The sequence below is a fragment of the Pseudomonas sp. AC193 genome, assembly GCF_979258075.1.
The window spans coordinates 5,423,868-5,446,166 of the sequence record NZ_OZ409832.1 but is presented as its reverse complement, the minus strand read 5'-3'; the positions used below and the strand labels follow the sequence as shown (position 1 = coordinate 5,446,166).

The following is a 22,299-nucleotide window of genomic DNA, read 5'->3' as shown; positions in this document are numbered from 1 at the left end:
TGAAGCCGACTACGCAAGCACCTGCCCCGCCCTTCAGCCCTAGACTGGCGCTACCGAATCGACAACGAAAGGACTGAACCGTGGCGAGTCTCTGGCTGTTTTTCCTGGCATTGGCGGTGGTTTTTCTGCTGCCCGGCCCAGACATGATCCTGCTCCTGCAAACCGGTGCGCGTCAGGGCCGCGGCGCAGCATTGGCCACGGCGATAGGGCTGGCGATTGCCCGGGGTTGTCATGTGGCGTTAGCGGCGTTGGGATTGGCGGCGTTGTTCAAAGCAGCGCCGTGGACGTTCGAAGTGGTGCGACTCGCCGGTGCGGCGTATCTGCTGTGGATCGGTATTCAATGCCTGCGCAGCACGCTGCTGCCGAACCTGACGGCAGGTGAAACTGCCGATAGCCACGGCCAATGGCGCGCAGCGATCCGCCGAGGTTTGCTGACCAACCTGCTCAACCCCAAAGCCCTGTTGTTCTGCTCGGTGCTGTTGCCGCAGTTCATCGTCGCCGACGGCACGCCGGTGCTGAGCCAGTTCGCCCTGCTCGGTGCGCTGCTGGTCGGCGTCGGTCTGCTGTTCGACAGCGCCTATGCGCTGACCGGCGCCGCGCTGGGCCGTTGGCTGCAACACAGTCCAACGGCGCAACGGGTGCAGCAATGGTTGTTCGGCAGCCTGTTGATCGGTTTCGCCGTGCGCCTGACCTTCGTCCAGCAGGCTTAGCCTCTGCGGGCCTTGCGCTGACGACGGCTGATCAACAGCAACGCGGCGGCCGTGACCAAGACAATCGCGCCAACCTGCACCGGCCACTTGTATGGTCGCAGCGTCGTGCGTACGGAGTCCGTGACCTGGGTGACGTAACGCTTGTCGGCGTTTTCGAAATCCGGGTACGGGCACTGATTGCCGAAATCCACCGCCCACAACACGTACGGGCCTTCCTTGACGTAACGTTGATACAACGCGCTCTGCTCTTCGAGGCTACTGTTCCAGCCGGCCGCGTTACACAACACGGCAGCAAACGCCTGGCTGGTGTGCGGCAGGTTATCGGCGGCGCGGCTGGCCAATTGGGTGGCGACGAAACGGTAGTGATAACGCTCATCCGGTTTCGCTTCGCTGGCCTTCTGGCGCTGCACTTCGGCTTCGCTGACCAGCGGGCCGACTTTCAGCTCGGTGGATTCCAGGCTGAAGTTGCCGCCGAACGTGGCGTAATCCGGGGCCATCTCGTAACCGAGGATGTCCATGCCCCACTCGCGCGCCGTCCACGCGGCGTTGTACAGCGCACTGGCACGCTTGGTCGGCCACCATGCGGAATCGGCTTTCAAGCGTTGCTCACCGTAGAGCCGCGCCTTGTTTTGCAGGTCGGGATTGTCGAAATACGCGACGGCTTCGGCGTAATGCCCTTCGCGCAGCAAGCGCCGACCGAGCAGGTTGCGCAGGCTGGCGGCGACCGGCAGCGGCACGTAGTTATCGCGCTCCTGCTGGGTCAGTGCAGGCGGTGCCGGGACGTTATCGTCGACGTATTTTTTCAACTCTTCAACCGTCAGCACGCGTTCGGCCACGGTCGCCGCATCGAACCAATAGGCGCTGTTACTGCGATACAACTGCACGAACGCTTGCAGGTATTCGCCGCGCTGCAAGGCGAGAATCGCGCTTTCGCCTTCGACCCGGCATTTCGGCTGCAGGCTTTCGTACGCCCAGTCCGGGGTACGGCGATAACCCCAATCTTCTTTCTGCGGGAAGGCCTGCGCGGCTTTCGAATAGGCTGCGGCGGCGGCATTTTTGTCGCCGTCACGTACCGCCAGTTTCGCGCGCAGCCACCACGCGAGTCCACCGTCGCCGGCATTTTCGAGAAAAGCTTTGGCACCGGCGTAATCGCCCTGTTGATAACTCATCGCTGCCAGACGATCTGCATTTTCCAGGCTGCCACGGGTGCTGTTTTGCAGAAGCTTCACCAGTTTCTTTTCGTTCGGCGGTTCGTCGCCAAACGACCAGCCCTGACGGCTGACCAACGAAGCCGTGACCAGTTGCTGCACCGATGTGTGCTGAAGCAATTCGGCCAGTTCGGCCTCGGGCAATTCCGCCAACTCATTCATCAATTGCTTGAGCGAGGTGTAACCCACGGCGGAACCGTGCAGGTTCTGCGCTTCATACAATTCGATGGCGGCGTTCCAGTCGCCAGCGGCGCGCACCACCCGCGCCTCTTCGCCGAGGCTGGCGACACCCAGCTCCAACGGATCGCTGAAACCGTCGATGCTCAGTTGCCGAGCCTGACGGAACGCATCACGCGATCGCTCCAGCGCGACGACCTTATCCCCGGCCTCGCTGCTCATGGCGAACAACGTGCGCCCGAGAGAATACGCAGCCCAGGTGCTGCGCAACGGACGCTGATCCGCCGGCAGCGCCAGCAGCTTGTTGAAATATTCGACGGCGAGTTGATGATCGCCCGTGGCAAACGCCACTGCGCCGGCCACGTACAAACGAATTTCCGTCGGCAGGCTGGCGCCCTGCACCTCGACCTGATGGGCATCGGTCAGGCCGCGCAGTTGCTTGACCAGCGTTTGCTGTTCGGCGCTCAAACCCAGCTGTTCAGCCTTATCGCGCGCCTCGGCGGCTGCGTTTTCTTCGCCGTACAGGTCGTTGGGATTGTGCGTCGCCGCCGTGACGTTGTTCAGCCCGGCAATGGCTTTGCCGAGGCGGCTGAGTTCGAAGTTGAAGTTGCCCTCCGGCAGATCCGCCAGGGTTTGCCCACGATTGTCGAGCAGACGCATCGGGAAGTCCGGGCCGCAGGCCAGCGCCGAGCCCAATGGCAAGCAGAGGCTCAGGCAGAGCAGATGGCGGGGCCAGTTACGGGTCAACATGCGAACCTCCTTGATCAATATGTGCGCAACGCGCCCAACCGATGGCGCGTTGTCCGCCCGCCGGCAATCGGCCGTCGTGCAGGCGGGTGAAGGTAAGCAGATCCGGGCCTTGTTGCAATGCATAACCGGCGAGCGCATCGGCACCTTCACAGCTTTGCGCCTTCAAGGTGATTTGCGCGGGCCAGGCACTGTCGAGGTTGCCGGGGTTGTCGAGTTTGATGTCGTAAAGACCATCGTTTTCGCTGAACGTCACGCCGAGCTCACTGACGAGTTGATCGCCACGGGCAACCGCGCGCAAGGTAGTCAGGCTCCAGGCGCGGCGATCATTGGCCAGCGGCAAACGAAACCAGATCAACCCTGCCAGGTGCGCCGGCGGGTCTTCGCGCAGGGTCTTGCCGAGTTGGCTCAATGACAGCGGATCGGCGAGCAGTTCCCGACGCTCGCCACCGCGCTCGAGTTGCACCTCACTTTCCACCAGCGGCGCCCCACCGTCGTCCGGCAACAGCGCGACACCGTAGGCCGGCAGCGCGAGATAAAACGGTTTATCGGTGATCCGCGCCCAGGCCTTGGCCCATTTCAACGCCTGATCGGAATCAAACAAACCTCGACGCGGATCGCTGACCGCGTGGACTTGCAGCACGCTGCTGTCGACGGTTTGCAGAAGTGTCGGCAATTGCGCGCTGTCGAGCCAGGCAGGCAGTGCGGTGATACTCAGCGCAATGTCTGTCGGCAATGCCGAGCGCAGCTGTTTGAGGAATTCAGCGTAGGCCGGTAAACGCGCATTACCGGCGTCGTGATCGATCTCGACGCCGCTCAACGTCAGGCCTTGCGCCTGCCAATCGGCGAGCACTTGGAGAATCTGTGCAGTGACCTGATCCTGATCCAGCGACTTGAGTTGCCCGTCGAGACGAATCACCGCGATCAACGCACGGCCATCGGCTTTCAACAACGGCGCATCGATTCGCGCGCGGCTCCACCCGGCATTCGGGAAGGCTTGCAGGGCTAACACGCGCAGCGTCGAGAAATCATTGTGGCTGTCGCGCAACGCCGACTCATGGGCCGGCGTCCATTGGCGTTGCCAGATGTAGAGTTGTTGGTCGAGGGGTGGCGCGGCGTGTTGCTCGCAACCCGACAGCACGATGCCCAAAAACAGCCCCACAATAAACCGCATACCTTCCAGCCCCCGAACACCACAAGGCTGCAAGGTTACACAAAACCTTGTGGGAGCGGGCTTGCTCGCGAAGGGGCCGTGTCAGCCAACATATAGGTTGGATGACACACCGCCTTCGCGAGCAAGCCCGCTCCCACAGGGGAAAGTGTTCAGGGTTTACGGGCGATGATCACCTGGCTTTTCGCGACAACGGCATCCAGCGCCTGTTTGATCTGCGCGCCGCGCGGCGAGTCGAGCACGGCTTGCCAGGTATCAGCCCAGTGATTGAGCAGCGGATGATCCGGGTTGCTGAAATCGACCTTGGCTTCCCAGAACAGCAGCATCCACATCGACCAGTAAAACCCGTATTGGCTGTGGCTGATGATCTCCAGCCCGGCCTCGCTGACCATCGCCTTGAACTGTTCTTCGCTGATGATGCGAATGTGGTTGGGCTTCTGGAAATACTCGGCGGCAGCGATGTCTTTCTGCAGGTCTTCGGAGCTTGGGTGCGGCACGCTCAGCAGGTACAAGGCGCCCGGTTTGCCGACGCGCACCAGTTCGGCGAGAAATTGCGCCGGGTCGTCGACGTGCTCAATGACTTCAGTGGAGACCACACGCGTGGCCGTGGCATCGGCAATCGGCAGTGGATTGCAGTCGGTGACGTGGCATTCGATGTCGCGCGCCGGGGTATCGCTCAGGCGCTGACGGGTCGCTTCGACCTTGGCCGCGTCGATGTCGGCAATGATGATCTTCGCCCCGCGCATGCCGCAGAAATGCACGTTGCCGCCGTCGCCACAGCCGACGTCGAGCAGCGTGTCATCGGCAGTCACCGGGAAGCCTGTGAACAGCTCGCCGGTTTCCTGATTGAACCAGCCACTGAGCATCGCATCGTGCAGGCCGAGCATGTACGGATCGGTCTTTTCCACGGTCGCCGCGACAGGCTGCGCGGGGGCCGGTGCAGGCGTGCCCGCCGTGAGTTTCTTCAAAAGGCTCAGCATGAGGTGGCTCCAGAGGATGGGACGGCGGTTCGGGACGTGCCGAGGCGTTTGACCAACGCAGCGCCACGGTTGCGCATCGGCATTTCGATAAAGCGGTAATTCAGTTCGCTAAGCAGCACGATCAGGCCGAACGCCAGCAACAGCGTGACGATCGGGTGCCCGGCCGGGCTCGGCAAACCGGCATTTTGCAAACGTAAAATCAGTTCACGCACCAGTTGATAGGCCGGAATGTGGATCAGATATATCCCGTAGGAACGACTGCCGACCCACGCCAGCAAGCGCTGCACAATTCCGGCCGGCATCAGGTAATCGCGGTTGTACGAGGCGATCCACACCAGCACAGCGCTGAGCACGGCGATCGAGCCGATGCGGTAATTGGCAAAGGTGAAACGGTCGGTGGCCATAAAGCTCAGCAGCAAACCGATGGCGATCAGCGCTGAAATGCCGGCCCACGGACGACGCAAGAACGTCGGCTGCCAACGCTGATAACTCGGCTGCACGCTCCACATCGCCAACAGCACGCCGAGGGCCAGCGCATCGGTGCGCACCACCATCAGCAACGGCGTGCGCACGGTCAGAATCTGCACCGCGACCAGCGCCAGCAAGGCCCAGACCAGATGTCGGCGAAACAGCAGAATCAGCAGCGGGAACAGCAGATAAAACTGCTCCTCCAGCGCCAGACTCCAGTAAACAAAACTGCTGCCGTATTCGTAATGAAAGAAGCTGTCGGCAAAGCGGAAGTTGGCGTACTGCAACACCCCGGCCAGCGTCGCTTGCAGGTTGGCAGCCAGCGTGCCGAACGCTCCGGAGCGATTGAGAAACACGCAGGCCAGCAACATCAGCGCCAGCCATAACCACGCCGACGGCAACAGCCGAAACGCCCGGCGCAGCCAGAAATTGCGCGTCTCCTGCCAATATTCCTGACGCGTCGTACAGCCTTGCAGCGTCGGGATCAGGCTGCGGGCGATGACAAACCCGGAGATCGCGAAAAACAGATCGACGCCCCACCACGGCTGCGCCCAGCCATGAATCTGCTCCAGCAACGGCACCGGATCGGTGAACAGGCTGCCCTGCAAGTGATGGAACAACACGCCCAGCACGGCAATCGCGCGCAGGACTTCAATGTCCATGATCCGTTTACTGGTCATGCTTCGGGCGCTTCCATCGCCACCGCGCGTTGCTCGAACAACTGCGCGAGGAACACCTGCAATCGCTGCTCGGCCACGGCCTGACTGCAGAAACCTTGCAGGCTGCTGACCGCTTGCGCCGACATCTGTGCGTAACGCGCCGGCTGGTTTTTCGCCACGTCGTAACTGGCTTTATAGGCCTCGCACAACGACGCCCAATTAGTCACGTAACGCAACGTGCGGAAGGCCCGACGCGGGTCGTGCGGCCAAGCGGTGAGTTCGTCGGTGGACTCGATCAGGAACGCGTTGTCGGCGCTCAGGTAATCGATCATCGCCGTGGTGCGCGGCGCCACTGCCGGTTTGCCGCAGGACATGAATTCCATCAGCGGCAAACACTGGCCTTCGCCGTACGAGGTGTTGACCACGTAACGCGTGGCCTGCACCAGTCGCTCGTAATCCGGATCGGCGAGGTAGCCGTAGATCAGCACGATGCGGCAGCGATAGGACTGGTTTTTGTACAGGTGATGAAGGATGTCGCCGAGCGCTTCTTCGGCATCGTGATGGGTCAGTTTGAGCACCAGCGTCGCGTCTTCGACGTCGCGAAAACTTACGCAAAACGCGCTGAGCATGTCTTCCCAGTTCTTGCGCCCGTCGCCGGGATTGAACACCGAGGTGTACACCACGCCATCGAGCAACAACTCTTGCTCAGTGACCGGCGCAGTGAAATCGATGCCTTCGCCGCTGCGCAGGTGCGCCGGGCCGAAGGCATTCAGATCAAGCTTGCGACTGTCCGCCACCAAGCCTTTGATGGTCAGGCGCAGCGGCCCTGTCGAGGTTTGCCCGTGCAGCTGCGCACCGCGTGCGGCAAAGCGATCCCACACCGGCGCCGGCACCGCGACGATCGGGTAATCCTCGGTCATCGCCTCACGCACGGCGTTGACCGTGTAATTGGAATGGGTGATTGCCGCGCCACAAGCGGCCAGCACGGTGCGCCAGTCGTTGCGCGGCTCACCGGCAAACGGCTCGTTGGGGATGGTGCTGAATTCCCACGCGAACACCGGCAGCGTCGGACACGCCAGGTGCACCGGGGTGCGATGTGGCGGCGAGAACGACAGAAATACACAAGGCTCGCCGCGGCTCAGGCATTCCCGGTAAAGCGCATCGACCTCGGCCTGCGGATCGAGCACTTCCACCACTCGCCCGAGTCGTTCGAGCACCGGGCGATATTCCTTGAGCACGAAGTAATAGCTGTACTCCGAACGCCCGAGATTCTGCGCGATGGTGTGCTGGTTGGTTTCCGAATGAATGATGATCAGCATGAGGCGTTATCCGTCACAGGCGCCACATCGACAGCCTTGGGTGTCAGCGCGAAAAAGTCCGCCATGCGTTTTTGCACCGGCGCGAACGCGCAGTAATCGTGCATGCGCGCGACGGCGGCCGCCGACATCCGCTGATAATCCTGCGGCTGGTTCTTGGCCATTCGATAGCTGTTTTCGTAGGCGGTTTTCAGCGAGCCCCAGTCCGGGCGATAGCGCAACGTGCGGTAGATGATGCGCGTGTCCTGCGGCCAGATCGTCAGCTCTTCGCTGGACTTGACCACGAACGCCACCGACTCATCGATGTAATCTTCCATCGCCGTGTGATCGGGGGCGATCACCGGTTTGCCGCCGGACATGAACTCCATCAGCGGCAGGCACAGGCCTTCGCAGCGCGAGGCGTTTACATAGAAACTCGCGGCCTGATACAGCCGGGCGTACTGCGCGTCGTCGAGGTAACCGTGCATCACCACCACTCGACAGGCGAACGGCGTGAGCTGCGCGAGCAAGGTCATTAATTCGCTGTAATAGGACGCCAGATCGTTCTGGGTAATCTTCAGCACCAGCGTGGCGTCGGACGTTTCACGGAACGCCCAGCAGAATGCGGTGATCAGTTGATGCCAGTTCTTGCGGCCATCCTTGGGGTTGAACACGCTGACATACACCACGCCATCGACTGTGGTCTCGACCACCGAGGTGGTGTCCGGCAAATCCAGTGGCACCGGTTCAATAACAGGCACCGGCAGCGCGCCACACACCGCCGGCAGTCGCTGTTCGAGCCAGCCATGCAGCGTGTCCGGAACCAGGTCGCGAATGCCTTCCCAATACCAGTTGTAGAGAAACTTCACTCGCGGCACCGGCTCGGCCTGCTCGTGGCCGAGATTCAGCGCCCACAAACGCAGGTAATGCCGGGCGATGACGAAGCGGCGTTTGAGGGTCAGCGGTGGCGGGCGCGCGGCTTCGATGGCGGCGGCCAGCGCGGCTTCTTCTTCAGGGGTGATCGGCACCGGGATCAGTGCATCGGCTGTGAGGCCAAGGGTGCGCGTGTCGAAAATACAGCCCTTGATCGCCAGCGTGGTACCCGGACTCACCGGTGTACTCAGCGTTTGCTGACGAATCGTGGCGAAGTTTTCCCACAGCGGCGTCGGCAACACCAGCACCGGAAAGTCTTCACCCATGGCGCGACGAATCGCCCGGGCGGTGTGGCTCGACAGCGTGATCACGCGGCCCTGCCGGGCGAGCATCTGCGTCCAGTCCTGGCGCGGGTCGTTGTCCCACTGCTCGTCAGGTATCGAATCGAACTCCCACGCCACCACGCACATCGTCGGGCATTCGAGGTCGACCGGGGTTTTCTGCGGCGGGGTGAACGACAGGAACAGGCTTTCTTCGCCGGCGGCGAGCAGTTGTCGATACAGCGGATCGACGTCGGCGGTGGATGCGACCACGTGCACGCGCCCAAGGCTTTCCAGCACCGGGCGATAGGCCTTGAGCACGAAGTAATAACTGTATTCGGGACGCCCGAGGCTCTGGCTGATGGAGCTGTCGTTGACGTCCGAGTAGAGAATGAAATTCATGGCATCCCACGATGAAGCTGCCATCCCGGCACCTTCATGCTATGACGGCCGAGCGTCGGATCGGGTCGGCAGGGCCGGCACTCGTCCTTCGTCATCAAACACGTCTTCGTTCTTGTTTTAGTGGTCGGTTTCACCCTGCGTCGCGGTTCCCGAATCAAACCCCGGGATTTGGCGACGAGGGGCATTCTAAACACATCCGTTGAGGATTCGTGAACCGCCCGGCGAGAATAAATCCGCTACGCTGACGAGAACTGACCAGTCACGGTATGGCCAGTTGAAATTGCTCGGCAATTGGCACAGATTGACAGCAAATAACTACAACAACGTTTTCGCCTGTCGTCTTAGCGGTTTTTTCCACCGATCTGACAGACCCTTCTCTAAAGCCTGTAGGAAGTGCTGCGAAAACCAAGACCAAGGGGTCGCTGTTTGAAAAAGCGTCTGTTCGTCACGGGTCTCAGTGGATTCGTTGGACAACATATTCAGTCACGTTTGGCCTCGTCTGATTCTGCGTGGGAACTGCTGCCTGCAGCTTCACGTTTTGATCTGGCGGATCCCGACAGCCTTGTCGACCTCTGGCCGCAAATGCCCGACGCGGTCATTCATCTGGCTGGCCAGACATTCGTCCCCGAAGCCTTCCGCGACCCGGCCCGCACCTTCGACATCAATCTGCTCGGCACCCTCAATCTGTTGCAGGCCCTCAAGGCCCGTGGTTTTCAGGGCTCCTTCCTGTACGTCAGCTCTGGCGACGTTTACGGTCAGGTCAGCGAGAACGATCTGCCGATCACCGAACAACAAGCGCCCTGCCCGCGCAACCCGTACGCGGTGAGCAAAATCTCGGCCGAGTTTCTCAGCCTGCAATGGGGTTTGAGCGAGGGCTGGCCGGTACTCGTCGCGCGGCCGTTCAACCACATCGGCACCGGGCAGAAAGACAGTTTTGTCATCGCCAGCGCGGCGCGGCAGATCATTCGCATCAAGCAAGGCCTGCAAGCACCACAACTTGAGGTTGGGGATATTGACGTCAGCCGCGATTTTCTCGATGTTGGCGACGTGGTCTCGGCGTATTTCGCGCTGCTGGAAAAGGGCCAGGCAGGACAGGTTTACAACATCTGCTCGGGGCGGGAGCAGAGCATCCGCAGTCTGATTGAACAACTGGCCGATCTGGCCGAAGTAACCATGCAACTGGTTCAGGATCCGGCGCGTATGCGACGTGCCGATCAGCGTCGCGTTTGCGGCAGCCATGCAAGGCTGACCAAAACCACAGGATGGGCGCCTGAAATCACCACACAACAATCCCTGCGGGCGATCCTGTCCGACTGGGAGAAGCGAGTAAAACAATAATGACTAAAAGTGCACTGATCACGGGGATCACCGGCCAGGACGGCGCTTATCTGGCGAAACTGTTGCTCGACAAGGGCTACAAGGTTCATGGCCTGGTTGCACGGCGCAGCAGCGATTCGCGCTGGCGCCTGCGCGAGATGGGTGTCGAAGCCGACATCGTTTATCTCGACGGCGACATGGCCGATGCCTGCTCGGTACAGCGCGCGGTCATCAAGTCAGCGCCGGACGAAGTCTATAACCTCGCCGCGCAAAGTTTTGTTGCCGCCTCCTGGGATCAACCGGTGACCACCGGCATTGTCGATGGTCTGGGTGTCACGCACTTGCTTGAAGCGATCCGTCAGTTCAGCCCGCACACGCGCTTCTATCAGGCCTCGACCAGTGAAATGTTCGGTCTGATTCAAGCCGAGCAGCAGGACGAGAACACGCCGTTCTATCCGCGCAGCCCGTACGGCGTGGCCAAGCTCTACGGCCACTGGATCACCGTCAACTATCGCGAAAGCTTCAACCTGCACGCCAGCAGCGGCATTCTCTTCAACCATGAATCACCCCTGCGCGGCATCGAGTTCGTCACCCGCAAGGTCACCGACGCCGCTGCTCGCATCAAGCAAGGCAAACAGCAGGAGCTGGCGCTGGGCAACATTGATGCGAAACGCGACTGGGGTTTTGCCGGCGACTACGTCGAAGCCATGTGGCTGATGCTGCAACAGGACAAGCCTGACGATTTCGTGGTCGCCACCGGCGTCACCACCACGGTGCGCGAGATGTGCCGCATCGCCTTCGATCACGTCGGCCTCAACTACCGTGATTACGTGAAAATCGACCCGGCGTTTTTCCGCCCGGCCGAAGTTGAAGTGCTGCTCGGCAATCCGGCCAAGGCTCAGCGCGTGCTGGGCTGGAAGCCGAAAACCGACCTGGATACCTTGATCCGCATGATGATGGATGCGGACATGAAACGCGTCGCCAAGGAGTAGGCCATGCTGATCCCCGTGATTTTGTCCGGCGGTGCCGGCACTCGTTTGTGGCCGGTGTCCCGCGAGGGCCATCCGAAACCGTTCATGAATTTGCCCGACGGCCAGTCGCTGCTCGGCAAGACCTACCAGCGCGCCGCAGCTTTGCTCGACGGCTGGGGCGACATCGTCACGGTGACCAATCGCGAGTACTACTTCCAGAGCAAGGATCACTATTGCGCCGCCCACGTCTCGCGCCATCGCGGGCACTTCCTGCTGGAGCCGACCGGGCGCAACACCGCGCCGGCGATTGCTGCCGCAGCGTTGTCGCTGCAAGCGCTGCACGGTGATGACGCGATCATGGTGGTGATGCCGGCCGACCATTTGATCGTCAATCAGGACGCGCTGAAGACCGCCGTCGAGCACGCGGTCAATCTGGCCAAGGACGGTTATCTGGTGACTTTCGGTGTGATCCCGACCGCGCCGGAAACCGGCTTCGGCTACATCGAAACCGGCGCGCCGCTGGACGCCAAAGGCGCGGCGAAAGTGCAGCGCTTCGTCGAGAAACCCGACCTGCAAACCGCCACGCATTATCTGGAGAGCGGCAACTTCCTGTGGAACTCGGGGATGTTCTGCTTCACCACGGCGGCGGTGATTGCCGAGCTGCAATTGCACGCACCGGAGCTGCTGGAACAGACCCGCGCCTGCATGGCCGCCAGCGCACCGATTGAAACCGTCGGTTGCCTGCAACAAGAGCTGTCACCGGCGCTGTTCGCGGAAATCACCGACATCTCCATCGACTACGCATTAATGGAACGCTCGGAAAAAGTCGTGGTGGTGCCGGCCGGTTTTGACTGGAGCGACATCGGCTCGTGGGGCGCCGTCGCGGCTCTGGTGCCCGCCGATGCCGACAACAACCGCGCCAGCGGCGAAGCGATCTTCATCGACAGTCATAACAACTTCGTGCAGAGCGAAGGCCGCTTGGTGGCGACGGTGGGTGTGGATAACCTGATCATCGTCGACACCGCCGACGCGGTGCTGGTGGCCCACGCCGACCGTGCGCAGGACGTGCGTCGGGTGGCCAAGCAACTCAAGGACAAATCCCACGAAGCCTATCGGTTGCATCGTACAGTCAGCCGCCCGTGGGGTACTTACACGGTTCTCGAAGAAGGGCCGCGCTTCAAGATCAAGCGCATCGTGGTCAAACCCGGTGGCAAGCTGTCCCTGCAAATGCACCATCACCGCAATGAACACTGGGTGGTCGTCGAGGGCATGGCCAAGGTCACCAACAACGGCTCCGGCACCACGCTGGTGGCCAAGAATGAATCGACCTTCATCGCCGCCGGCCACAAGCATCGCCTGGAAAACCCCGGCGTGATCGATCTGGTGATCATCGAAGTGCAAAGCGGCGAATACCTGGGAGAGGACGACATCGTCCGCTTCGAAGACCAATACGGCAGGACGGTTTAAATGCTGCTTTCCCTGTACCGCTCGTTGCATGGCTACCGAGGTTTCATCCTCGGCAGCGTGCAGCGAGAGTTTCAAGCGCGTTACCGCAATTCGTTGTTCGGCGCTCTGTGGCCGATCTTCAACCCGCTGTCGATGATCGTCGTTTACACGGTGATCTTTTCCCACATCATGCGCGCCCGTTTGCCGGGCGTGGATGACAGCATGGCCTACAGCGTTTACCTCTGCGCCGGTCTGCTGGCGTGGGGGCTGTTTTCCGAAATCACCCTGCGCAGCCAGAACATGTTTCTGGAAAACGCCAACCTGCTGAAGAAAATCAGCTTCCCGCGCATCTGCCTGCCGGTGATTGTGCTGTGCAATGCCGGGATCAACTTCGCGATCATCATCAGCCTGTTTCTCGGCTTTCTGCTGATCACCGGGCGTTGGCCGGGCATGGCGCTGCTGGCGCTGATTCCGCTGATCGCCCTGCAAATGATGTTCTGCGCCGGGCTGGGCATGGTGCTCGGCGTACTCAACGTGTTCTTCCGCGATGTCGGCCAGTTGTTCGGCATCTGCCTGCAATTCTGGTTCTGGCTGACGCCGATCGTTTACCCGATCACGATCCTCCCGGAATGGGTGCAGCGCCTGCTGCAACTCAACCCGCTGACCAATCTGTTCAGCAGTTATCAAAACCTGTTTCTCTATGGTCAGTGGCCGGTCTGGAGCTCGCTGCTGCCGATCTTCGTCACGGGCGTGGTGTTTTGTCTGATCGGTCTGCGGCTGTTTCGCCAGCGCGTCGGCGAAATGGTGGATGAACTCTGATGGGGCATATTCGCGTCACTGGCCTGAGCAAGGCCTACAAACAATACCCCAACCGCTGGAGCCGACTGGCCGAGTGGCTGATCCCGTTTTCGCCGATCCGCCACCGCCAGCACTGGGTGCTGCAAGACGTCGAATTTGAAATCGCCCCCGGTGAAGCGGTGGGCATCGTCGGTGCCAACGGTGCCGGCAAAAGCACTTTGCTGAAGATGATCACCGGCACCACCCAACCCACCAGCGGCAAGATCGAACTGCAAGGTCGCGTCGCTGCGTTGCTGGAATTGGGCATGGGCTTTCACCCGGATTTCACCGGTCGCCAGAACGCGATCATGGCCGGCCAGTTGCTGGGCATGCAGCTCGAAGAAATCGAAGCACTGCTGCCCGACATCGAGCATTTCGCCGAGATCGGCGACGCCATCGACCACCCGGTGCGCACCTATTCCAGCGGCATGCAGATGCGCCTGGCGTTCAGCGTCGCCACGGCGCGGCGCCCGGACATTCTTATCGTCGACGAAGCGCTGTCGGTGGGCGACGCCTACTTCCAGCACAAGAGCTTCGAGCGCATCCGCAGTTTCCGTAAATCCGGCACCACGTTGCTGATCGTGTCCCATGACCGTTCGGCAATTCAGTCGATCTGCGACTCGGCGATCCTGCTCAAGGACGGCCGCATGGCCATGTACGGCAAACCGGAACCGGTGCTCGATTACTACAACGCGCTGATGGCCGAACGCGAAGGCCAGATCGTCCGTCAGGAAATGCTCGCCGGTGGCGAAGTGCAAACCGTCTCCGGTACCGGCGAAGCGGCGATTCTTGGCGTGCGCCTTCTCGATGAAAACGATCGCAGCATCGACGCCGCCGAAGTAGGCCAAGCAGTGGTGCTTGAAGTCCAGGTCGAGGTGCGCAAGGACATCGAACGGCTGGTGCTGGGTTTTATCCTCAAGGATCGTCTGGGCCAGATGATGTACGGCATCAATACCCATCGCCTCGACAAGGCCTTGACCGACCTGCACGCCGGCGAACGTTTCACCTATCGCTTCGCCTTCATCATGGGCTTGGGCAAAGGTAACTATTCGGTGTCGCTGAGCCTGTCACGTCTGGACTCGCACCTCGATCGCAATTTCGAATGGCGTGACTACGGGCTGGTGTTCCATGTGATCAACAACCGTCAGGAAGACTTTGTCGGTTGCTCGTGGCTCGGCGCCAAAACCACCATCACTCGCGACACCGAGGCCCGGCACGTCGAGCGCGCACCATGACGCGCCTGTTGGTGGAATGCACCCACGTGTTCAAACACCCGACGGTCAACTCGGGGATTCAACGCGTGGTGCGCAACGTCATCAATCAACTGCCGGCCAGCGCCGACGGCGTCGAGTGCATGCCGGTGGTGGTGCTCAATGGCCAACTCTATCGGGTGCTGCAACTGGCGCCGCTGGATACGCCGTTTTACAACGCACTGGAAACTTTCGGTGAGCGCCTTGAGCGTCTGGCCCATCGCTTCTGGCAATGGCATCAAAAGCGCGAAGCACAGTGCACCTCGAAACTGGCGCGACGGATTTTGTATGTCGGTTATCGGCTGACTGTGTTCGCTGCGTTCGGCGTGCCGATCCGGCTGATTCGGCGGATCAACCGTAGCCAATTGCTTAAACGTTGTTCACCGCTGCAACACCAGCCCGGTGATCAACTGGTGCTGCTGGATTCGTCGTGGCATTCGGATTTATTCGCCCACGTCGAGCAGTTGAAGCGCGACGGCGTCGGCGTGATCGCGGTGATCTATGACCTGATTCCGCTGACTCATCCCCAGTTTTACGACACGCGTCTGGTCGAGGTTTTCAGCGAGTGGTTCGCCTGGATCACCCGCACCGCCGATGGCTACATGGCGATTTCGGCGACGGTGCGCGATCAGGTGCGTGAAGAATTGCAGCGGCGAATCGGTGGCGAGCAGACCGACAAGCGCTGGTTCGATTTCTTTCACTTGGGTTCTGAACTGGATCTGCACACCACCGAGGCAACGGTTGAGGCGCGCCTGAAGCAGCTGTTCACCACGCCCGAGCCGGTGTTTTTGATGGTAAGTACCATCGAACCGCGCAAGAACCACGCGTACCTGCTCGACGCATTTGAACGCGCCTGGGTTGCGGGCTCAACCGCGCGGCTGTGCATCGCCGGGCGAGTCGGCTGGAAGTGCGAAGCCCTGCTCGCTCGGGTGCGCAATCATCCCGAACTGAACACGCGCCTGTTCATGTTCAACGACCTCAGCGACACCAGCCTCGAACACGCCTACGCCCACGCGAGTGCGTTGGTGTTCCCGTCGTTCGTCGAGGGCTTTGGCTTGCCGCTGGTGGAAGCCATGCAGCGCGGCTTGCCAGCGATGGGCAGCGATATCGCGGTGTTCCGTGAAATTGGCGGCGAGTTCATGGCCTATTTCGATCTGCTGGATCCGCAAAGCCTTGCCGAGCTGATCATGGGTTTCCAGCGCAGCGGCCAGTTTCCCGCTGCGCGCGATGTCGCCGATTGGCAGTGGATCGGTTGGCGCGAAGCCAGTCAGCAACTGGCCGAGCGCAGTGTGCGTAATGTTCTGGAAGCGCCGACGGCGCCAGCGAGGCAGCATGCGCATTGCCCTTAACGCACGCATTCTGCAGGCGCCGCGCACCGGCATCGGCCATTACGTCGCCGAACTGGTCAACGCCTTGCGCAGCGAACCTGATGTCGAGGTTACGCTGTTCCACGGCTGGGGCTGGAGTTCGGCGCTGCCGGAAGCGGCCATGCCCGGTTACTCGCGTTTGACGCCGCTGCTGCGGCAAATCCCCGGGGCCTATCAGGCACGGCGCTGGCTGGAGCAGAAACGCTTCGATCAGGGTCGCGCGCAAGGCATCGATCTGTATCACGAGCCGAGCCTGTGGCCGCTGGCCTTCGACGGCCCGACCGTGATCACTTTGCACGACCTCACGCACCTGCATTTCCCCGACACGCAACCGGCGGCGCGGCTCAAGGAAATCGAGCGGCGACTGGCGAGCGGCGTTGCGCAGGCGCAGCTGATTCTCACCGACTCGCAAGCCATCGCCGATGAAGCGCAGGATTATTTCGGCTTGCCTGCCGAGCGTTTTGTGGTCGCTCCATTGGGCGTCGCGGCACGCTTTCATCCGCGTGAGCCATTGGCGATCGACGCGGTGCTCAAAACGCACGCGGTAACGGCGCGTGAGTATTTCCTCTGTGTCGGCACGTTGGAGCCGCGCAAAAACCTGACGCTGGCCCTGCGCGCCCACGCCTTGTTGCCAGAAGCCGTGCGCGAGCGCTTTCCGCTGCTGATCGTCGGCATGGCCGGCTGGCAGCGCGATCAATTCAGTGACGAATTGCGTCAGGCCCTGGCCAGCGGGCATGTGTGCCTGCTCGGTTACTTGCCCGATGAACACGTGGCGCAATTGCTCGCCGGTGCACGGGCACTGATTTTTCCTTCGCTGTACGAAGGTTTCGGTCTGCCGGTGCTGGAGGCAATGGCCAGTGGCACGCCGGTGGTGGTCACCGATTCTTCGGCGATGCCGGAAGTGGCGGGCCCGGCCGGCAACTATATTGAAGCTGACGATGCACAAGGCTTGCGCGATGCGATGAGCCTTCTGATCGACGATCAAGCACATTGGCAGGCATGCCGAGAAGCCGGATTGCAGCAGGCACGGCTTTTTTCCTGGAAGCGTTGTGCACAGGCCACGGCCGGTGCCTACCGCCAGGCCATGGGAGGTTGATATGCGCGTACTTCATTTTTTCAAAACGTACCTGCCTGACTCGGTCGGCGGCATCGAACAAGTGATCTTCCAGCTCTGCGAAAGCGGCGCCCAGCACGGCATCGATGGCCAGGTGCTGACACTCAGCAGCGACCCGACACCGCCCGTGGTCAAACTCGGTCACCACGAAGTGCACCGCGCCAAACTCGACATTCAGTTCGCCTCCACCGGTTTTTCCTGGAGTGTGTTCAAACAGTTTCGCGAAATGGCCGCCGAGGCCGATGTGGTCAACTATCACTTCCCGTGGCCGTTCATGGATCTGGTGCATTTCGCCAGCGCCACGCACAAACCCAGCGTCGTGACCTACCACTCGGACATCATTCGCCAGAGGCACCTGCTGAAACTTTACCGGCCGCTGATGAACCGCTTCCTCGCCAGCGCCGACCGCATCGTCGCGGCGTCGCCGAACTACCTGCACACCAGCGATGTGCTGCAGCAGTTTCAGGACAAGACTCGAGTCATCCCCTACGGTTTGAACAAGGCCGGTTATCCACAGGCTGATACCGAGCGCATGAACCGCTGGCGCCAGCAGCTTGGGGATAAGTTTTTCCTGTTTGTCGGGGTGATGCGTTATTACAAAGGCCTGCACATCCTGCTCGATGCGCTGAAAGACGTGGATTACCCGGTGGTGATCGTCGGCGCCGGCCCGCTCGAGCAAGAGTTGCATGCGCAAGCTGCAGCGTTGGGGCTGCGCAACATTCATTTCCTCGGCCGCTTGGGCGACGAAGACAAAGTCGCGTTGCTGCAATTGAGCTACGCGATCGTCTTCCCGTCGCACCTGCGTTCGGAAGCGTTCGGTATTTCGCTGCTGGAAGGCGCGATGTACGGCAAACCGATGATCTCCAGCGAGATCGGCACCGGCACCAGTTACATCAATATTCACAACGAGACCGGATTGGTCGTACCGCCGAGTCATCCGCAGGCGTTTCGCGAGGCGATGCGTACGCTCTGGGATGATCCGGTGCGTGCGGCGGCGATGGGGGTGAAAGCGGAGGCGCGGTATCGGCAGTTATTCACAGCCGATGAAATGGGGCGCAAGTGGACGGAGCTGTATCAGGAACTGCTCGAAGAAAAATCCCTGTCCTACGCCTGATTTCGGCCTGAAACACATTCCCCATTGTGGGAGCGGGCTTGCTCGCGAAAGCGTCGGGTCAGTCGACATCATCGTTGCTGACAACCCGCCTTCGCGAGCAAGCCCGCTCCCACAGGGATTTTGTGGTGGGTTCGGGATTACAGGTCGAGCACCAAAGGTTGGCTGCTCTGCGCCGGCACCGCGCAACAAATCAGCACATGCCCCGCCTCCGGCATATCCGCCGGCACCTGTGGATAATTCACCGCACCGCTGACCAGCCGCGTCTTGCAGGTTCCACATGAACCACCCCGGCAACTGAACTCCGGACGCAATCCACGGTTTTCCGCCAGTTCCAGCAAACTGCCACCATCCGGCTGCCAACGCGCTTCTTTCGCCGAACGCTCGAACACCACCGGAACCGAAGTGGTCGCTACGGGCGGTTGCTCAATCACGATTGCATCCGGATCGGCCTGACGTTTCAGCGTCGACGGGCCAAAGGTTTCCGCATAAATCTGCGCATCGCGTACATCCAGTTCGCGCAGGGTGTCGTATAGCCCTTGGGTAAAACCACCGGGGCCACACAGGACAAAATCGATCTGGTCGAAATCATCGACCTCCAGCACATTCCTCAACACCTCGCCGTCAATCCGCCCCGGCAAATCGAAGTCCGCACCTTCCTGCACATCGGCTTCCGGCTGGCTGAGCAAACGCAACACCCGTACCGCATCGCCAGACGTTTCCAGCAAGCGATCCAGCTCCTTGCGAAAGGGTTGATCGGCCAGGCTGCGTGAACTCTGCAACAACAGCGTCGGACGAATCCTCCTCGTCCGTAAGCCCTGGTACACCACCTCGCGCAGCATCGACAGCAACGGCGTAATTCCCACACCGGCCGCCAACAACACCAACGGTCGCTGCTCCAGCGGTGCGACGGTGAAATGCCCCTGCGGCGCACGCGCTTCGAGTACATCGCCAACATTAATCTGCTCATGCAGATGCGACGAAATCAGGCCCTCACGCTTGACGCTGATTCGATAGAAACCATCCGATGGCGCACTCGAAAGGCTGTAAGTACGAATGTGTACCTCGCCCTCCACGGTGAAACGCAGCGGCAAATGCTGACCGGCGAGAAACACCGGCAAACCGGCGCCATCGGCGGGCTCCAGATAGATCGAGCGAATGTGCTGACTCTCCGCTTCGATCTTCGCCACCCGCAGAGGCCGCCATTGATTGCCGAGTGCCTGCGCCTGCAAACGTGCGTCCGCCTCGGCCCAGTTACCGGTCAACAGACTGGTCGGCGACATGCCGTCGAAGCGCCAGCGCAACGCCAATGCCGCCGGGCGCCGCACCAGTTTTTCCACAGCAAATGTCCACAGGCGTTCCGCGCCTTGAAACGCCTCGATTTGCGGGCCTTCGAGAATGATCTCGGTGCGCCCGCTGAGTTGCAGTACATCGCCTGTGGAAAAGTCGATGAACAGCAGGCCGGCCTTGGGGTTTAGCAATAAATTGCCGAGGGTATTGAAATGCAGATTGCCGGCAAAGTCGGGGATGGTCAGACGATTCCCTTCCACCCGTACGAAACCTGGCTGCCCACCGCGGTGGGAAACATCCACCGCGCGCTGACCATCAACATCGACATAACTGGCGACGAAGAACGTGTCGGCGCCTTCGATCAACGCCGTGGCCGTCTCATCGAGAGCGTCCAGATGCTGAGCCGGGCGGGTTTGCGGATCCGTCAGTGGCACGCGCTGAAACTGGCGCAACTGAATGTATTGCGGGCAGTTGCCGAAAGCCTGATCCACGCTGACGTCGAATCCCTGCGCGGTCAGATTATCGACATGACCGTTGAGGCGATTGCGCCGGCGGGTGTGCAGTTCGATGCCGAGCAAACCGATCGGCTCGCCATTGCGCAGTTGCGCCGGGTCATCGGCCGAGGTTTGGCTGGCGAAATGCAGGTGCTCGGGATCCGGCGAATGAGCGAAGCCCGGCGCACCTTCAAGCACACTGGCCCACGGCCGACCCTGCGCATCGACGGCGCCGTACAACATGAAGGGCAATTGCTGATAGAACTCACGGTGCTGATCCGGCATCCACGTGCGAATCACCTTACGCCCGAACGTCTCCATGCGTTCGGCAACCCCGACTTTCGCCTGCAACTGTTGCTCGCCAGCGTGCCACGGTGAACGTTCCATCACGACCTCTCCCCTGCACCGTCGGCACAGTGTGGATTGCGGGAATCAGACTGCGGTTTGCAGGCCGGCGACGGTGCGCGGCATGCCGACAAAACCGGGCAAGGCTTCGACCCGGGCCAGCCAGGCGCGAACGTTGCCGTACTCATCCAGCGACACATTGCCTTCCGGCGCATGAGCGATGTAACTGTAGGCCGAGACGTCGGCGATGGTCGGTTCTTCGCCGGCCAGATACGGGGTTTTGCCCAGTTCGACGTCCATCACTTTCAGCAGGTTGTGCGCACGGGTGATGGCTTCATCAGCATTCAGTTGCGCGCCGAATACCGTGACCAAGCGTGCGGCAGCGGGGCCGAAAGCAATCGGCCCGGCGGCTGCCGACAACCAACGCTGCACATGGGCGGCACCGACCGGGTCCGCAGGCAGCCAACGTCCGTTGCCATACTTCTGCGCCAGATACACCAGAATAGCGTTGGAATCGGCGAGCACCACGCCGCCGTCATCAATCGCCGGGACTTGGCCGAAGCTGTTGATGGCCAGATACGCGGGCTGCTTGTGCTCACCCTTGGCCAGATCGACGAAAATCAGCTCGGTCGGCAATTGCAGCAGGGACAGCATCAACTCGACGCGATGAGCGTGGCCAGAACGCGGGAAGTTGTAGAGTTTGATCGCTTGCATGGTCGACTCCGCTGAACAGGGGCGTCGCTGCGGGGATGAGCGCGCCGAGGGGGCCATCTTCCCCTGATCGCGAAAACAACAGAATCACCAGTAACTGCAAACGATTATTTCAGCTCGTGCAATAACGCTGCATTTTTCAACGCGGGATGTTCGCGCAAAGCCTGTACCGCGAAATCGACAAAACTGCGGATCCGCGCCGGCGCCTTGCGCCCGCCCTGATAGACCACATGGATCGGCAATGCGGGCAGTTCGAATTCGGCGAGGACGATTTCCAGTTCACCGGCGGCCACCTTGCTCGCCACCTGATAAGACAAGACTCGGGTCATCCCCAAGCCCATGGTCGCCGCCGTAATCGCAGCCTGATTGGCGGTCACGATCAGACGCGGCTCAGGTCGCACGCTGAATGGTTCGCCGCCGTCGAGAAACGGCCAGGTGCGTTGCTGGCCGATTGCTGAAGTCGCCACGACGGGCACGCCCGCCAACGCGTGTGGATGAACCGGTCGACCATGCTGCGCGAAATAAGCCGGAGAGCCACAAATCACCCGACGCACCTCACCGACCCTAATCGCATGCTGGCTGCTGTCGGGCAGATCACCGATGCGCACCGCCACATCGATACCCTCTTCGACCATGTTGACGATCCGGTCGACCAGCACCGCGTTGATCGTGACTTCCGGATACTGCGCGAGATAACCCGCCATCACCGGTGTCACAAACAGATCGCCGAACAACACCGGCGCCGTCACCGTCAATTGCCCACGCGGCTGCGCATGACTGCCCGCCGCTGAATCCTCGGCTTCCTGCACCTCCGCAAGAATCCTCCGACAATCCTCCAGATAACGCTGCCCCGCCTCGCTCAAATGCACACTGCGCGTGGTACGAATCAACAACTGCGTACCAATGCGCAACTCCAGCGCCGCCACCGCCCGCGTCACGCTGGCCGCGGAAAGGCCCAAACGCCGCGCGGCCGAGGAGAAGCCCTGCTCTTGGGCGACGGTGGTGAAGATGTGCATTTCCTGGAAGCGATCCATGG

At 61.1% G+C, this 22,299-nt stretch carries 18 protein-coding genes; 9 read left to right on the top strand and 9 right to left on the bottom strand.

All coding sequences use genetic code 11. From position 1 onward, the window contains the following. Positions 1-80 precede the first annotated feature (80 nt). Entirely contained in the window at positions 81-710 is a 630-nt protein-coding gene (locus ACZZ0D_RS24425) for a LysE family translocator (protein ID WP_463554491.1), read from the top strand. Here ACZZ0D_RS24425 and ACZZ0D_RS24420 read toward each other — a convergent pair. The 6 genes from ACZZ0D_RS24420 to ACZZ0D_RS24395 all read right to left on the bottom strand — a co-directional run bounded on the left by ACZZ0D_RS24420 (position 707) and on the right by ACZZ0D_RS24395 (position 9,034). Then, on the bottom strand, positions 707-2,845 hold the full coding sequence (locus ACZZ0D_RS24420) for a hypothetical protein (RefSeq protein ID WP_463554490.1): 2,139 nt from the start codon (positions 2,843-2,845) through the stop codon (positions 707-709). The two genes, ACZZ0D_RS24425 and ACZZ0D_RS24420, sit on opposite strands and share 4 nt — an antisense overlap. Further along, positions 2,832-4,016, bottom strand: coding sequence for a DUF3142 domain-containing protein (locus tag ACZZ0D_RS24415; RefSeq protein ID WP_463554489.1), 1,185 nt, complete (start codon positions 4,014-4,016; stop codon positions 2,832-2,834). Before ACZZ0D_RS24415 ends, ACZZ0D_RS24420 begins: the two co-directional genes overlap by 14 nt. Before the next feature lie 149 nt (positions 4,017-4,165). Further along, complete coding sequence (locus ACZZ0D_RS24410) at positions 4,166-4,993, bottom strand: class I SAM-dependent methyltransferase (protein ID WP_463554488.1); 828 nt, start codon at positions 4,991-4,993, stop codon at positions 4,166-4,168. Beyond that, on the bottom strand, positions 4,987-6,141 hold the full coding sequence (locus ACZZ0D_RS24405) for an acyltransferase family protein (protein ID WP_463554487.1): 1,155 nt from the start codon (positions 6,139-6,141) through the stop codon (positions 4,987-4,989). Before ACZZ0D_RS24405 ends, ACZZ0D_RS24410 begins: the two co-directional genes overlap by 7 nt. Further along, on the bottom strand, positions 6,138-7,439 hold the full coding sequence (locus ACZZ0D_RS24400) for a glycosyltransferase (RefSeq protein ID WP_463554486.1): 1,302 nt from the start codon (positions 7,437-7,439) through the stop codon (positions 6,138-6,140). The genes ACZZ0D_RS24405 and ACZZ0D_RS24400 overlap by 4 nt, the downstream gene beginning before the upstream one ends. Beyond that, positions 7,433-9,034 carry a glycosyltransferase gene (locus tag ACZZ0D_RS24395; RefSeq protein ID WP_463554485.1) on the bottom strand — a complete coding sequence of 534 codons (1,602 nt, stop codon included), beginning with the start codon at positions 9,032-9,034 and terminating at the stop codon, positions 7,433-7,435. The genes ACZZ0D_RS24400 and ACZZ0D_RS24395 overlap by 7 nt, the downstream gene beginning before the upstream one ends. 402 nt (positions 9,035-9,436) lie before the next feature. Between ACZZ0D_RS24395 and ACZZ0D_RS24390 the strand changes: the two genes are divergently transcribed. Genes ACZZ0D_RS24390 through ACZZ0D_RS24355 form a run of 8 tightly spaced genes read left to right on the top strand, consistent with a single transcriptional unit; the run spans position 9,437 to position 18,426 of the window. Further along, the gene (locus ACZZ0D_RS24390) at positions 9,437-10,348 is read left to right on the top strand and encodes a GDP-mannose 4,6-dehydratase (RefSeq protein WP_463554484.1); all 912 of its coding nucleotides are present in this window, start codon (positions 9,437-9,439) and stop codon (positions 10,346-10,348) included. Continuing rightward, entirely contained in the window at positions 10,348-11,319 is a 972-nt protein-coding gene (gene gmd / locus ACZZ0D_RS24385) for a GDP-mannose 4,6-dehydratase (protein WP_011336673.1), read from the top strand. Before ACZZ0D_RS24390 ends, gmd begins: the two co-directional genes overlap by 1 nt. Before the next feature lie 3 nt (positions 11,320-11,322). Next, on the top strand, positions 11,323-12,765 hold the full coding sequence (locus tag ACZZ0D_RS24380; RefSeq protein ID WP_463554483.1) for a mannose-1-phosphate guanylyltransferase/mannose-6-phosphate isomerase: 1,443 nt from the start codon (positions 11,323-11,325) through the stop codon (positions 12,763-12,765). Further along, positions 12,766-13,563, top strand: coding sequence for an ABC transporter permease (locus ACZZ0D_RS24375; RefSeq protein WP_400753006.1), 798 nt, complete (start codon positions 12,766-12,768; stop codon positions 13,561-13,563). It abuts the gene before it with no gap. Next, entirely contained in the window at positions 13,563-14,816 is a 1,254-nt protein-coding gene (locus tag ACZZ0D_RS24370) for an ABC transporter ATP-binding protein (RefSeq protein WP_463554482.1), read from the top strand. Before ACZZ0D_RS24375 ends, ACZZ0D_RS24370 begins: the two co-directional genes overlap by 1 nt. Further along, positions 14,813-16,180 carry a glycosyltransferase family 4 protein gene (locus tag ACZZ0D_RS24365; RefSeq protein WP_463554481.1) on the top strand — a complete coding sequence of 456 codons (1,368 nt, stop codon included), beginning with the start codon at positions 14,813-14,815 and terminating at the stop codon, positions 16,178-16,180. Before ACZZ0D_RS24370 ends, ACZZ0D_RS24365 begins: the two co-directional genes overlap by 4 nt. Then, positions 16,164-17,294 carry a glycosyltransferase family 4 protein gene (locus tag ACZZ0D_RS24360; protein ID WP_463554480.1) on the top strand — a complete coding sequence of 377 codons (1,131 nt, stop codon included), beginning with the start codon at positions 16,164-16,166 and terminating at the stop codon, positions 17,292-17,294. Before ACZZ0D_RS24365 ends, ACZZ0D_RS24360 begins: the two co-directional genes overlap by 17 nt. A 1-nt stretch (position 17,295) precedes the next feature. Continuing rightward, a complete protein-coding gene (locus tag ACZZ0D_RS24355) occupies positions 17,296-18,426 on the top strand; it encodes a glycosyltransferase family 4 protein (protein ID WP_463554479.1) in 1,131 nt (376 codons plus the stop codon). Between the two features lie 137 nt (positions 18,427-18,563). Here ACZZ0D_RS24355 and ACZZ0D_RS24350 read toward each other — a convergent pair whose 3' ends face one another. The 3 genes from ACZZ0D_RS24350 to ACZZ0D_RS24340 all read right to left on the bottom strand — a co-directional run bounded on the left by ACZZ0D_RS24350 (position 18,564) and on the right by ACZZ0D_RS24340 (position 22,297). After that, positions 18,564-20,594 carry a pyridoxamine 5'-phosphate oxidase family protein gene (locus tag ACZZ0D_RS24350; protein WP_463554478.1) on the bottom strand — a complete coding sequence of 677 codons (2,031 nt, stop codon included), beginning with the start codon at positions 20,592-20,594 and terminating at the stop codon, positions 18,564-18,566. A 45-nt stretch (positions 20,595-20,639) separates the two neighbouring features. Next, entirely contained in the window at positions 20,640-21,266 is a 627-nt protein-coding gene (locus ACZZ0D_RS24345) for a glutathione S-transferase family protein (protein ID WP_212550286.1), read from the bottom strand. Between the two features lie 104 nt (positions 21,267-21,370). Then, entirely contained in the window at positions 21,371-22,297 is a 927-nt protein-coding gene (locus ACZZ0D_RS24340) for a LysR family transcriptional regulator (protein ID WP_463554477.1), read from the bottom strand. Between the last annotated feature and the right edge of the window lie 2 nt (positions 22,298-22,299).